At 35.2% G+C, this 12,597-nt stretch carries 15 protein-coding genes; 11 read left to right on the top strand and 4 right to left on the bottom strand.

The window, feature by feature from the left end; genetic code table 11:
- The 6 genes from AC1Q8L_RS24495 to AC1Q8L_RS24470 all read left to right on the top strand — a co-directional run bounded on the left by AC1Q8L_RS24495 (position 1) and on the right by AC1Q8L_RS24470 (position 6,517).
- The gene (locus tag AC1Q8L_RS24495; protein WP_000065398.1) at positions 1 to 852 is read left to right on the top strand and encodes an ABC transporter ATP-binding protein; all 852 of its coding nucleotides are present in this window, start codon (positions 1 to 3) and stop codon (positions 850 to 852) included.
- Positions 853 to 1,497, top strand: a complete 645-nt coding sequence (locus AC1Q8L_RS24490; RefSeq protein ID WP_098312073.1) for an ABC-2 transporter permease — start codon at positions 853 to 855, stop codon at positions 1,495 to 1,497.
- A 93-nt stretch (positions 1,498 to 1,590) separates the two neighbouring features.
- Positions 1,591 to 3,204, top strand: a complete 1,614-nt coding sequence (locus AC1Q8L_RS24485) for a long-chain fatty acid--CoA ligase (protein ID WP_000980168.1) — start codon at positions 1,591 to 1,593, stop codon at positions 3,202 to 3,204.
- A 123-nt stretch (positions 3,205 to 3,327) separates the two neighbouring features.
- Entirely contained in the window at positions 3,328 to 3,903 is a 576-nt protein-coding gene (locus tag AC1Q8L_RS24480; protein ID WP_001093335.1) for a biotin transporter BioY, read from the top strand.
- A 66-nt stretch (positions 3,904 to 3,969) separates the two neighbouring features.
- Positions 3,970 to 5,433 (top strand): acyl-CoA synthetase, encoded by a 1,464-nt coding sequence (locus AC1Q8L_RS24475; protein ID WP_098312072.1) that lies wholly within the window; start codon positions 3,970 to 3,972, stop codon positions 5,431 to 5,433.
- Positions 5,426 to 6,517 (top strand): acetyl-CoA C-acyltransferase, encoded by a 1,092-nt coding sequence (locus AC1Q8L_RS24470; RefSeq protein WP_001078010.1) that lies wholly within the window; start codon positions 5,426 to 5,428, stop codon positions 6,515 to 6,517. The genes AC1Q8L_RS24475 and AC1Q8L_RS24470 overlap by 8 nt, the downstream gene beginning before the upstream one ends.
- 8 nt (positions 6,518 to 6,525) lie before the next feature.
- Here AC1Q8L_RS24470 and AC1Q8L_RS24465 read toward each other — a convergent pair whose 3' ends face one another.
- Positions 6,526 to 7,107, bottom strand: coding sequence for a DUF6434 domain-containing protein (locus AC1Q8L_RS24465; protein ID WP_001247912.1), 582 nt, complete (start codon positions 7,105 to 7,107; stop codon positions 6,526 to 6,528).
- Positions 7,108 to 7,211: 104 nt separating this feature from the next.
- On the opposite strand from AC1Q8L_RS24465, the gene AC1Q8L_RS24460 reads away from it, so the two are divergent.
- The gene (locus tag AC1Q8L_RS24460; RefSeq protein ID WP_025117995.1) at positions 7,212 to 7,655 is read left to right on the top strand and encodes an NUDIX hydrolase; all 444 of its coding nucleotides are present in this window, start codon (positions 7,212 to 7,214) and stop codon (positions 7,653 to 7,655) included.
- 44 nt (positions 7,656 to 7,699) lie between these two features.
- Here AC1Q8L_RS24460 and AC1Q8L_RS24455 read toward each other — a convergent pair whose 3' ends face one another.
- The gene (locus AC1Q8L_RS24455) at positions 7,700 to 8,902 is read right to left on the bottom strand and encodes a serine-tRNA(Ala) deacylase AlaX (RefSeq protein ID WP_000400374.1); all 1,203 of its coding nucleotides are present in this window, start codon (positions 8,900 to 8,902) and stop codon (positions 7,700 to 7,702) included.
- 137 nt (positions 8,903 to 9,039) lie between these two features.
- On the opposite strand from AC1Q8L_RS24455, the gene AC1Q8L_RS24450 reads away from it, so the two are divergent.
- Complete coding sequence (locus tag AC1Q8L_RS24450; RefSeq protein WP_000965149.1) at positions 9,040 to 9,447, top strand: hypothetical protein; 408 nt, start codon at positions 9,040 to 9,042, stop codon at positions 9,445 to 9,447.
- A 66-nt stretch (positions 9,448 to 9,513) separates the two neighbouring features.
- Positions 9,514 to 10,752, top strand: a complete 1,239-nt coding sequence (locus tag AC1Q8L_RS24445; RefSeq protein WP_000676814.1) for an MDR family MFS transporter — start codon at positions 9,514 to 9,516, stop codon at positions 10,750 to 10,752.
- Positions 10,753 to 10,800: 48 nt separating this feature from the next.
- Here AC1Q8L_RS24445 and AC1Q8L_RS24440 read toward each other — a convergent pair whose 3' ends face one another.
- Positions 10,801 to 11,181: an Hsp20/alpha crystallin family protein gene (locus AC1Q8L_RS24440; protein ID WP_000516755.1), complete on the bottom strand. Its 381-nt coding sequence runs from the start codon at positions 11,179 to 11,181 to the stop codon at positions 10,801 to 10,803.
- A gap of 123 nt (positions 11,182 to 11,304) precedes the next feature.
- Positions 11,305 to 11,427, bottom strand: a complete 123-nt coding sequence (locus AC1Q8L_RS24435; RefSeq protein ID WP_000360249.1) for a small acid-soluble spore protein P — start codon at positions 11,425 to 11,427, stop codon at positions 11,305 to 11,307.
- Positions 11,428 to 11,548: 121 nt separating this feature from the next.
- Between AC1Q8L_RS24435 and AC1Q8L_RS24430 the strand changes: the two genes are divergently transcribed.
- Positions 11,549 to 11,812, top strand: a complete 264-nt coding sequence (locus AC1Q8L_RS24430; protein WP_001146295.1) for a hypothetical protein — start codon at positions 11,549 to 11,551, stop codon at positions 11,810 to 11,812.
- A gap of 46 nt (positions 11,813 to 11,858) precedes the next feature.
- Positions 11,859 to 12,584 carry a polysaccharide deacetylase family sporulation protein PdaB gene (pdaB, locus tag AC1Q8L_RS24425; protein ID WP_061665781.1) on the top strand — a complete coding sequence of 242 codons (726 nt, stop codon included), beginning with the start codon at positions 11,859 to 11,861 and terminating at the stop codon, positions 12,582 to 12,584.
- The last annotated feature ends 13 nt before the right edge of the window (positions 12,585 to 12,597 follow it).

The following is a 12,597-nucleotide window of genomic DNA, read 5'->3' as shown; positions in this document are numbered from 1 at the left end:
ATGTCAAACATTCTAGAAATTAAAAATTTAAGTAAATCATTTGGAAACAAAATTGTTTTAAAAGATGTTACATTCAATGTGCCATCAGGGTCAATAGTGGGATTCATTGGTGACAATGGGGCAGGTAAATCAACAACATTTAAAACAGTACTAGAATTAATTTCTAAAGATAGTGGTACAGTGAAAATATTTGGTGAAGAAAATATAAATAAAGATGCCAAGAATAAGGGGAAGATTGGAGTCGTATTTGATGCTATGAATCTCCCGGCTCATCTTACAATAAAACAACTAAATAAGGTTTTTGAAAAGATGTTTGAATCTTGGGACAGAGAAAATTTTTACCGATTAGTTCATTCTTTCTCTTTACCTACTAATCAAAAAGTAGGTAGATTTTCCCGTGGAATGTCGATGAAACTATCTATAGCTGTTGCATTGTCGCATAATGCCAAATTATTAATCCTAGATGAAGCGACGGGAGGTCTTGATCCTTCATCTAGGGAGGAGGTATTAGAGGAATTAAAAAGTTTTGTGAATAAAAGTAACGGTGGTATATTACTTTCTTCACATATTATGAGTGATGTAGAAAAAATAGCTAGTCACCTTATTGTGATAAAAGATGGAGAAATTTTATTGAATGAAGAAAAGGATAAAGTTTTGGACAATTATGCCATTGTAGATGTTGATGAGGAACAACTAACTTTAATTAACAAAGATATAGTTGTGGTGAAAAGGAATAATGGTTCTTATTTCAATGTACTTGTATCAGATGTGCATAAACTACCAAATGGGATTGCTCATAGAACCATTTCACTAGAAGAAATAAGTGTTTTATTAACAAGGGGTGAAAAATAAATGAAAGGTTTATTATTGACAAACTACTATCTAGTGTATCGAACTTTCTTTATGTTCATGGGAATGGCGATATTAGGATCAGGATTTGTTTTTTATTTTGGTAATGCTTCAATGTACCGTTTAATTGCTACATTCATTATCTTATTTGCTGCGATTCCTGCACTTGAAGTTATTAAGTATGAGAGTAAGTCGGGTTATGAAAAATATGTACTTACTTTACCGGTTACTAGAAATAACATTGTACAAAGTCACTACCTTTTCTATTTTTTAGTTGTAATTATTGGTACTTTATTATCGTATGGCATATTTTATGTACATGGTTTAGTTTCAGATACACCAATTGATGATGATATATTTAAGAGTGTTTCTTTAGGGATGTTCATCATTCTTAATGCCGGAGCAATAGCCTATCCACTTCTCTATGTTTTTGGAGCAGAAAAATCTGATGCTATTACAATTGGAGGCGCATGCGGGGGGCTTGTTACTTATTTTGGATTACAAAGTGTTATTGGTTATCTAATAGAACAATTTCCAATATCAAATTTAAATTCATCTGTATACGTTTCAATGCTATATACAATATTTGGTGTTATCATATATATCTTTTCTTTTGTTATTTCGGTATTTATATATCGTAAGAAATAATTCAGAAAATACAGAAAAATGTCGTAATCATTTGCGGAAGTCTGTTATAATAAACGAAAAAATGAAAACGCTTTAAAGGGGGATATAACCAATATGATGATGAATGTACCGCTAACAATTAGTTCTATGATGGAAAGAGCAGAAAAGTTATTCTCAAAGAAAGAAATTGTTTCTCGCACACATGATACCATTACGACATTAACGTATAAGCAGTTAGGGGAAAGGACGAGAAGACTTTCCAGTGCGTTGAAAAAGCTTGGAATTAAAGAAGGTGAACGTGCAGGAACGTTAGCGTGGAACCATCATCGACATGTGGAAGCGTATTTTGCTATTCCAGGTATTGCTTCTGTTTTGCACACAATTAACATTCGTTTATCTCCTCAACATATTTCATACATTATTCAGCACGCAGAAGACCGAATTCTACTTATAGATGAAGATCTCGTACCGCTTGTTGAAAATATTCAATCACAATTATCAACTGTACAAGCTTACATTATTATGACTGATAAAGATAAACTCCCAAATACGACGCTGAAGCCTGTATATCATTATGAAAAGCTATTAGAAGAAGGTGATCCAAATTTCCAATTTGTAAAAGATATTGATGAAAATACACCTGCTGGTATGTGTTATACGTCAGCGACTACAGGAAATCCAAAAGGTGTTGTATATACGCATCGTAGTACTGTATTACACTGTATGGCACTCGGTTTAGCGGATACAGCTGCTTTATCGGAAAGTGATGCAGCAATGGCAATCGTCCCGATGTTTCATGTGAACGCTTGGGGACTTCCTTTTGCGGCTACTTGGTTTGGATCAAAACAAGTTCTTCCTGGACCGATGTTTACTCCAAAAATTTTATTAGAGATGATTCAATCAGAAAAAGTGACGTTAGCTGCGGGTGTGCCGACAATTTGGCTCGGCGTATTACAAGAGTTAGAAAATAATAGTTACGATTTATCTAGTATGACGAGAATACTATGCGGAGGTGCAGCGGCGCCGAAAAGTGTTATTAAAGCATTTGAACAGAAACATAATGTTCCGTTCATACATGCATATGGTATGACTGAAACGAGTCCACTCGTAACACTTGCACGTTTAAAAAGTTATGAAACGGAATTATCGTATGAAGAGCAACTAGAAATTCGCTCTAAACAAGGATATCTTGTACCTGGTGTCGAGATGAAAGTAGTCGGTACAAATGGTGAAGTGAAGTGGGATGGTACTGAGATGGGAGAATTATGTTTACGAGCACCTTGGATCGCTGAAAGCTATTATAACGATGATCGTACTGTCGAAGGTTTTCGCGATGGATGGTTATATACTGGTGATGTTGTCACAGTGGATGAGGAAGGTTGCGTGAAAATTGTTGACCGTACGAAGGATGTTATTAAAAGCGGGGGAGAATGGATTTCTTCGGTCGATCTTGAAAATGCTTTAATGGCACATGATGCTATATTTGAAGCGGCTGTCGTTGCAGTTCCTCACCCTCAGTGGCAAGAGCGACCAATTGCCTGCGTTGTTCAAAAGAAAAATAGTACGGTTACAAAAGAAGAAATATATGAGTTTTTAAAACCACAGTTTGCGAAGTGGTGGTTGCCAGACGATATTGTCTTTATGGAAGAAATACCGAAAACATCTGTTGGGAAGTTTTTAAAACAGGCGCTACGGAAAGAACTGGAGCATTTGCATAGAGAGAAATAAGTGAACTTTTATTTGTAAACTCTAATACATTAACGGTTGACAAAAGAGGAGTGGAAAGATAATATAATTTTTGTGATATGTTATCTAAAAACAATTTTAAGTTTACAAATAGGAGAAGCAAATATGAATACAAAAAATTTAGTTTTCGTCGCTTTATTTAGTTCTATTATGGGAGTGTTAGGGTTAATACCTCCGATTGCTCTTTCTATTACACCAGTTCCAATTACATTGCAATCACTCGGTGTTATGCTTGCGGGTGGGTTGTTAGGATCACGTCTAGGTGCGTTAAGTCAGCTTATTTTCTTACTTATTGTAGGAGTTGGAGCACCATTGCTTGCTGGTGGACGCGGTGGCCTTGGTGTATTTGTTGGACCAAGTGCAGGATATTTACTTGGTTACATCATTGGGGCGTTTGTTATTGGTTATTTAATTGAGCGTTTACGTGAAGTTTCTATTATAAAAGTATTATGTATTAATATAATTGGTGGTATTTTCGTAGTTTATGTATTTGGTATTACTGTACAAGCGTTCTTAATGGAAGTTTCTGTATGGGAGACAATGAAAGTGAGTGCTGTGTTTTTACCAGGGGATTGTATAAAAGCAATTATTGCGGCAGTTCTCGTAACAAAATTACATCGTTCATTGAAACATATTATTACGCCCGCTTTAAAGAATGGAAAATATACAAATGCGGGATGATAAAGGGAAGAAACACGTTAATTGCGTGTTTCTTTTTATTATTATTGTAAAGAAAGGACGTCTCATATGAGGATTACAAAAGAATATAAAAAGCATGCCTCTTTACAACCAAATAAAATAGCGATAAAGGAAAATGATAGAGTTTTAACATATAAAGAGTGGTTTGAATCAGTTTGTAAAGTAGCAAGCTGGTTAAATGAAAAAAAATCGAAGAATAAAACGATAGCAATCCTATTAGAAAATCGTATAGAGTTTTTACAACTATTTTCTGGTGCCGCTATGGCCGGGTGGGTTTGTGTTCCGTTAGATATAAAGTGGAAACAAGATGAGCTCAGAGAAAGAATTGAAATTAGTAATCCGGATATGATTGTGACAGAACGATATAAGGTGAATGATCTATTGGATGAAGAAGGAAGAGTAATTGAAATTGATGAGTGGAAAAGAATGATAGAGAAATATCTTCCTACATATTCCACTGTAGAAAGTGTACAACATGCTCCTTTTTATATGGGATTTACATCAGGATCAACAGGAACAGCAAAAGCATTTTTACGTGCACAACAATCGTGGGTTCATAGTTTTGATTGTAATGTACATGATTTTCATATGAAAAGGGAGGATTCGATTTTAATAGCTGGGACGCTCGTTCATTCTCTTTTCTTATACGGGGCAATAAGTGCATTATATGTAGGACAAACAGTGCACATTATGAGAAAGTTCTTTCCAAATCAAGTATTAGATAAGTTAGAAACTGAAAATATATCAGTTATGTATACAGTTCCGACAATGCTTGAATCTTTATATAAAGAAAGTAGATTAATAGAAAATAAAGTGAAAATTATTTCGTCAGGAGCGAAATGGGAAGCTGAAGCGAAAGAAAAAATAAAGAATATATTTCCTTATGCGAAAAGATATGAATTTTATGGTGCATCAGAGTTAAGTTTTGTAACAGCACTAGTCGATGCAGAAAGCGAAAGAAGGCCAAATTCAGTAGGAAAACCTTGTCATAATGTGCAAGTTCGAATATGTAATGAAGCAGGCGAAGAAGTACAAAAAGGTGAAATAGGAACTGTTTATGTGAAAAGTGATCAGTTTTTTATGGGATACATAATAGATGGGGTTTTAACACGGGAGTTGAATGCAGAAGGTTGGATGACAGTGCGAGATGTAGGCTATGAAGATGAAGAAGGCTTTATATATATTGTTGGTAGAGAGAAGAATATGATTTTATTTGGAGGAATCAATATTTATCCAGAAGAAATAGAAAGTGTATTACATGAACACCCAGCTGTTGATGAAATAGTTGTAATTGGTGTGAAAGATAGTTACTGGGGTGAAAAGCCCGTCGCGATCGTAAAAGGAAGTGCTACGAAACAACAATTAAAGAGTTTTTGCTTACAGAGATTATCCTCTTTTAAAATACCGAAAGAATGGCATTTTGTAGATGGAATACCTTATACAAATAGTGGGAAAATCGCTCGTATGGAAGCAAAAAGTATGATTGAAAACCGGGAGAAAATATATGAATAGAGCAGTTATTGTAGAGGCGAAAAGAACACCTATTGGTAAGAAGAATGGGATGTTAAAAGAGTATGAAGTTCAGCAATTAACAACGCCGCTTCTTACGTTTTTAAGTAAAGGGATTGAGAGGGAAATAGATGATGTCATATTAGGTAATGTTGTTGGGCCAGGAGGGAATGTTGCGAGACTATCTGCTTTAGAGGTGGGACTTGGCTATCATATTCCTGGTGTAACGATTGATCGGCAATGTGGTTCTGGTTTAGAAGCAATTCGAACTGCGTGTCATCTCATTCAAGGCGGGGCAGGTAAGTGTTATATCGCCGGGGGAGTAGAGAGTACAAGTACGTCACCTTTTCAAAAAAGAGCAAGATTTTCACCTGAAACAATTGGTGATCCTGACATGGGAGTAGCGGCTGAATATGTTGCGGAGCGTTATAATATAACGAGAGAAATGCAAGACGAGTATGCTTGTCTTAGTTATAAGCGGACACTGCAAGCGTTAGAAAAAGGATATATACATGATGAAATATTTTCTTTTAATGGATTATTAGATGAATCTATAAAGCCAGAAATGAATTATGAACGAATCATTAAAAGAACAAAGCCCGCATTTTTACAAAATGGAACAGTAACGGCAGGTAATTCGTGCGGTGTAAATGATGGGGCATGTGCTGTTCTTGTAATGGAAGAGGGACAAGCCCGAAAGTTAGGATACAAGCCTGTACTTCGTTTCGTTCGTAGTGCTGTAGTGGGAGTGGATCCCAAGCTTCCAGGGACTGGTCCGATATTTGCGGTGAACAAATTATTAAACGAAATGAATGTAAAAGTAGAGGACATCGATTATTTTGAAATAAATGAAGCATTCGCCTCAAAAGTTGTTGCTTGCGCAAAAGAGTTACAAATTCCGTACGAAAAAGTAAATGTAAATGGTGGAGCAATTGCGCTCGGTCATCCGTACGGTGCATCTGGTGCTATGCTTGTAACACGTTTGTTTTATCAGGCACAAAGAGAGTCTATGAAATATGGAATTGCTACATTAGGAATTGGAGGCGGGATAGGGATTGCGCTATTATTTGAGAAAGTAGAAGACTAGCGAGGTAACTAGTTTTCTACTTTTTGAGGAACATAAATATTGCTACCAGGCTTCGCTTTCATTTCGTTCCAAGCAGCAATCGCATCAGCTTTTGCTTTCCCTTTATTATTTGGATCTTCGAAAAAGTCACGAGTAAAGCGATTGTATTCAAATTGTGTACCGATAGTTGTTTTGTATGTAGGGTCTTTTTTTCGTTCGTTTTCTTCATGCCAAAAAGCTATCGCGTCTTCATATGTTTTTCCAACATTCTCTTTGAAAAATTTTTGAAGAGCTACTGTAAAGCGGAAGTTTGTTCCGATTTTTTCTTTGAAAAAAGCACGAACATCTTCGCTACAGCGGTGATTGTTAGTAATAATCGTTTGAAGAGAAAGGTCTTTATAGGATAGGGAAGCTTTACTCACCTTTTGAACAGAGCTGTTTTTTAATATTTTACCAGTAGTTAAATAATGTGAGATACGCTCGGTTATTTCGATCTTAGAGCCACTAGCTGGCAACCCATTCTCACGACAAAATGTTTGGAGTTCTGCTTTTAACCAATAATAGTTTTGGAAATCTTCAAGTGATATAGACTTTGTTAAAGTTGGACGCATGAATGTAACAACTACTTTCTTCCATAATTTTCTTCAATTATAAAACGTATGTTCTTTTTATGGAAGGGTTAATTTGTAAATATAATGGGAAGAGGAGATTACATATGGAAAATGTAATGCAAGTTCGTGTTACGGGAATTTTAATTGAAGGTGAAAAATTATTGCTAGTAAAGCAAAAAGTTGCTAATAGGAATTGGTCTTTACCTGGAGGAAGAGTGGAGAATGGTGAAATGTTAGAAGAGGCGATGATTAGAGAAATGAGAGAAGAAACGGGATTAGAAGTTAAAATTAAGAAGCTACTCTATGTTTGTGATAAACCGGATGCCAGTCCATCTTTATTACATATTACATTTCTACTTGAAAAGCTTACAGGGGAAATTATGTTACCCTCTAATGAATTTGATCATAATCCAATTCATGATGTGCAAATGGTGCCGATTAAAGATTTACGTCATTATGGTTTTTCGGAAACTTTTATAACTCTTATAAGTGAAGGTTTTTCAAATGCAGGGAGTTACCAAGGATTGAAACAAAATATTGGCCTGTAACTATAGAGTAAGGATAGCTATTAGCTATCCTTACTAAAAATGCTTTACACCGCCGACTGTAAAGAAGAAACAAGCTGATTTAAAAATTCATCTCCGCTCATAATTGCTTTCCCGCCACCGCGAGCACTCTTCTTATTTCCGCCACCTTTTCCTTCGATTGTAGGAAGAGCGTCTTTTAAAAGAGCATTCATATCGAGTGATACTGATTTTCCGCAAGCGAGAATACATTGTAGTTTGTCATCATTTTCGATGACGAAATACGTAATTGCATGCTCTTGTTGTTCTGTAATAATAGCGGAAAGCTTTGCGATTTCTTGCATAGAACGATTTGTAAATACTTTAGAAATAAGTATGTCAGCATGAATTTTTATAGGCTGTAGAAGTAGTTCATTTGCCTCTGCAAATAATAATTTTTCATTCATTGTTTGTATTGCTTTTTCGTTTTCTTTTTGAGAAGTAAGCAGTTGCGCCACTTTTGCTGGAATATCAGTTTCGCTACTGTTTAATTGTTTAGAAACATCTTTCATAATTTGTTGCTGTTGTCCCATTAATTTAAGTGTACGCCAACCAGCGATAAACGTTAAGCGTATACCACCTTTATTGCGCTCCCATCCTAGTACTTGAATAGGACCAACTTCACCAGTTCGTTTCGGATGCGTTCCACCACAACCGTTGTAGTCAAAGTTTTCGATAATAACAACCCGTATATTTTCTGTCATAGTCGGTTCTTTACGAAGGGGCAACGTTTTCGCTTCTTCTAAGTTCATCCACTGGATGCGGATTGGATGGTTTTCAAAAACAATTTTGTTTGCAATTTGTATTGCTTTTTCAACCGTTTCTGCATGAAGATTTTCTGTTTCTAAATCAATTGTTACTGTTTCTTTACCAAGATGGAATCCAATTGTAGGCATGTTAAAATGGTCCCAAAAAGCAGCAGATAAAATGTGCTGAGCTGCATGTTGTTGCATATGATCAAAACGGCGCTCCCAATTGATTTTACCTTCTACGTCTTCTGTATGTAATTGTTCTGCAATGTAGTGACGAATTTCTCCGTTTATCTCTTCTACATTGATTACATTGATATCATTTAATGTACCAGTATCATATGGTTGTCCGCCACCTGTCGGATAAAATGCTGTTTCATTCAAAACAACGTATAAGTTACCGTCTTTATCATAATCTTGCTTTATAATTTTAGTAGTAAAGTCTTGCTTATAAGCGTCAGTGTAATATAATTTGTGCTCCAATTTTCTTTCTCCCCTCGCATTAACTAGTTTCATTGTAATGCAATTGAAATTAGTTTCCTAATATTTCAGAAGAAAGAAACTATTTTTAGAATTTTCTTGCTATAATAAGGGAAAGAAAATGCGGGGGTGGAATAAATATGTTATATGAAAACGGCGTAGATAAACTGCTTAGTTTAAGTAGAAATATTTCCGAATTATATCGAGAATTAAACGAAATGACCCGGATTTTAACGGATTGTAATCGAGAAAGTGTGAAGTTTGATCGATTATATGTAAAAGAGTTACTTTGGAAGAAAGAAGATGTAATAGAGAAATATGACCAGCTACTTGTACAACTTTGTATTAACGAATGCTTTGATCTAAAAAGTGTCATTACAGGGGAATATAAGTATACATATGAAGAAGTAGAAAACATAGTTTTACAATTTAATGAAAAGTATAATGTCGCAATCTTAATTAAAGATGTGTGTAAAGAATTACAGTTCACATATGGAATTGATATGGACATAACGAGAACAACTCGGGTATCAACAGCTCAAGTATAGAAAAAGGAAAAGAAAGCAGATCCTTTGCTTTCTTTTTTTGTGAAAATAGAGAGAGTAGGTTTAACGATGAAGGGGAAGTTACAGCATATTCATCCGCTTGGAATGAGTATTATTTTAGGGACATTGTTTGCTAGGTTTGCAACTTCAATGAGTATCCCTTTTTTAGCGATTTATTTAACGACTGTTAAAGGTGTATCAGCTGGAATGACTGGTGCTATTATCGGAACGAGTGCACTTGTTGGTGTTTTTGCTAGTTTTATCGGAGGGAATTTATCAGATCGATTTGGCCGGAAAACGATTATGCTCTGGTCCATGATCGTTTGGGTTTTTGTGTTTATAGGTTTTTCACTTGCGGATCATGTTTTAAGTTTCTTTTTATTAAACGCTTTAAATGGATTATGTAGGTCGTTTTTTGAGCCAACATCAAGAGCATTATTATCAGATTTAACAAAGCCTGAGTATCGGTTACTCGTCTATAACTTACGATACGGTGCAATAAATGTTGGAGTTGCAATTGGACCAATTGTTGGATTACAGATTGGAAGTGCAAAATCAACAATTCCTTTTTTAGTAGCAGCTGGGGTATATATTCTATATACAGCTATATTAGCGTTCCAATTTAAGAAGTATCCAATGGAAAAAAAGAAAGTGAGTACAGAAAAAACTGTTACAATGCTAAATGCAATACGTATATTGCGAAAAGATATAGTATTTTTAGTTGCTTTAGTCGGTATTATTTTGAGTAATTGCGGTTTTTCCCATTTAACGACGACAGTATCTCAATATTTTGCAAATGCACATATATTTGAGGATGGGGTGAAGCTATTCTCATATATGCTCGCTTTAAATGCAATTGTTGTAGTGATTATCCAATACCCTGTTATTCAAATGTGCAAAAAGTATACACCGTTAACATCAATTATGGTTGGGACTTTATTTGTGAGCGGGGGATTATTTGGCTTTGGAATAGTAGAATCTATGCTAGGTGCTGCCGTTTGTACAATTATTTTTACAATTGGAGAAGTCTTAATGTTTTCGATGACGGATGTATTTATTGATGATATTGCTGTTGCGCATCTAAAAGGAACATACTTCGGTGCGATGGGCTTTTCGGGAATTGGAGTAGTAATAGGTCCGTGGTTCGGAGGAGTACTTCTCGATTACTACGGGTACCAAAATGGGTTTGCGGTATTTTCAGCACTAGCTATATTTTCAACTGTGGCATTTCCTGTGCTTTTAGTTACAAAAGGTTTATCGAAAAAAAGATATGATAGAAATTCTAATATAGAAATGCATGCGAAATAACATAAGCCCCAGTAACCAACTGGGGCTTAGTTTGAATTATATTAACTCTTAATTTGAAAAAAGAACTTTTTTTTCATGCTTATCAGCAACTTCATTTTTGGAAATATGAATGGCTAAAAATCCGTTTTCTAAGCAGGCTAGCATCTTTTTATAAATGATAGTAGTAGGTAAAGGGATTGTTCGTTGTAAGGAAATGTTTTTATGAAGTATGCATATAGCTAGGCCTGTCTCTAACTTTTTAATGAGTACATTTTGTTCCGTGACATTTTGTACATCTGTTTCCAAAATATATTCTTCTTCGGTTTCGCAAAGATCGATGTGAATTTGATTTGGAAAGCTAAAGTTACTATAAGAATCGGAACAAAATTGATCCATCCATTCTTCGAAACCATCAACATGAAAAAGACACTTCTTCTTTTTCTTGCCCATGTAAGACACCCTCCGTAAAATATCAATTCATATCATGTTATGCATGAATGAAACAGAGGTGAAGAATAAATGATGAAATACAAACATTTTATGTTGAATGTGCACGGTATGTGAATGTTTTTATTACATATCATGATGTGAATGTTTTTTTTGGCGTGAATGGTTACGGTTTTTTACTTTATGAGATCCGCTTAATGGTTCAGGTTGTCCTTGTTTTTCTTTTGATTCACGGTTGTTTTTATCCATTGTATATGACACCTCCTCTTTCTTTTTAGAATGAGAGAAGTTGGCGATTTTATACGAGAATGTTTTTAGAAAAAAAGGTAAAGATAAAGGGGACTAACAATTATAGAAAGGGGATTATATAATGCCATATCATAAAGATAAGCAACAAGCCTTTCAAGCGGCACAGCAAGGAGTTACACAAGCAGAAAATGCATTTAATAATATTGTGAAAAATGACCCTAACTACGGTCATGATTTAAAAGAGTTACGCCAAGAGGTTCAGGAAGCATATGAACAAATTCAAAATGCACTAGAGGTAGCTTCAGAAACACAACGTCCACAACTTGAGCAATATGAAAATAATCTCCAAAATATAATGCGAAATGTAGATCAATTAGAAAAGTAAATGAGGTTGTTGTCTATTCGACAACCTTGCTGCTTTAGTAAACGTTATGCTAAAACAGAAAATTTTTCTATTAGTTTTTTCTTTGCTATGTGCAGTACATATATTTCAAGTGGAAAAAGTGGAAGCGAAAATGTTGCTCAGAAAAGAGTTAGAACCAACTGGTTATGTAACATGGGAAGTACCTAATAATGAAAAAATTATTGCAATTACATTTGATGATGGGCCAGATCCAACGTATACACCACAAGTTTTAGATTTATTACGTCAATATAAGGCGGAAGCGACATTTTTTATGATTGGATTTCGAGTTCAGCGTAATCCATATTTAGTGAAGCAAGTGTTAAAAGAGGGACATGAAATTGGAAATCATACGATGAATCATTTGTACGCAAGTAATTCGTCAGATGAAAAATTAGAAAATGATATTTTAGATGGAAAGAAATTTTTTGAAAAATGGGTGAAAGAACCTTTGCTATTCCGTCCTCCTGGCGGATATATTAACGATGCTGTATTTAAAACAGCGAAAGAGGCTGGCTATCAAACCGTTCTATGGTCGTGGCATCAAGACCCGCGTGATTGGGCAAATCCAGGGGTTGAATCCATTGTAAATCATGTAGTGAAAAATGCTAAAAGTGGCGATATTGTATTGTTACATGATGGAGGGAATGATCGTAGTCAAACGGTAGCAGCGCTAGCAAAAATTTTACCTGAGCTGAAAAAACAGGGCTATCGATTTGTAACGGTTTCGGAATTACTACGTTATAAACATTAGAAGAAATCCCAAA

Source organism: Bacillus sp. GW823-FHT06A11, from assembly GCF_058795355.1.
This window is presented reverse-complemented; position numbering and strand designations above follow the sequence as displayed.

Bases quoted from the DNA above. Each gene is read 5' to 3' on its own strand.
- AC1Q8L_RS24485 (WP_000980168.1), top strand. From the start codon at position 1,591: ATGATGATGAATGTACCGCTAACAATTAGTTCTATGATGGAAAGAGCA.
- AC1Q8L_RS24450 (WP_000965149.1), top strand. From the start codon at position 9,040: ATGTTATATGAAAACGGCGTAGATAAACTGCTTAGTTTAAGTAGAAAT.
- AC1Q8L_RS24445 (WP_000676814.1), top strand. From the start codon at position 9,514: ATGAAGGGGAAGTTACAGCATATTCATCCGCTTGGAATGAGTATTATT.
- AC1Q8L_RS24460 (WP_025117995.1), top strand. From the start codon at position 7,212: ATGGAAAATGTAATGCAAGTTCGTGTTACGGGAATTTTAATTGAAGGT.
- AC1Q8L_RS24495 (WP_000065398.1), top strand. From the start codon at position 1: ATGTCAAACATTCTAGAAATTAAAAATTTAAGTAAATCATTTGGAAAC.
- AC1Q8L_RS24490 (WP_098312073.1), top strand. From the start codon at position 853: ATGAAAGGTTTATTATTGACAAACTACTATCTAGTGTATCGAACTTTC.
- AC1Q8L_RS24430 (WP_001146295.1), top strand. From the start codon at position 11,549: ATGCCATATCATAAAGATAAGCAACAAGCCTTTCAAGCGGCACAGCAA.
- AC1Q8L_RS24435 (WP_000360249.1), bottom strand. From the start codon at position 11,427: ATGGATAAAAACAACCGTGAATCAAAAGAAAAACAAGGACAACCTGAA.
- pdaB (WP_061665781.1), top strand. From the start codon at position 11,859: ATGCTAAAACAGAAAATTTTTCTATTAGTTTTTTCTTTGCTATGTGCA.
- AC1Q8L_RS24475 (WP_098312072.1), top strand. From the start codon at position 3,970: ATGAGGATTACAAAAGAATATAAAAAGCATGCCTCTTTACAACCAAAT.
- AC1Q8L_RS24465 (WP_001247912.1), bottom strand. From the start codon at position 7,107: ATGCGTCCAACTTTAACAAAGTCTATATCACTTGAAGATTTCCAAAAC.
- AC1Q8L_RS24470 (WP_001078010.1), top strand. From the start codon at position 5,426: ATGAATAGAGCAGTTATTGTAGAGGCGAAAAGAACACCTATTGGTAAG.
- AC1Q8L_RS24440 (WP_000516755.1), bottom strand. From the start codon at position 11,181: ATGGGCAAGAAAAAGAAGAAGTGTCTTTTTCATGTTGATGGTTTCGAA.
- AC1Q8L_RS24480 (WP_001093335.1), top strand. From the start codon at position 3,328: ATGAATACAAAAAATTTAGTTTTCGTCGCTTTATTTAGTTCTATTATG.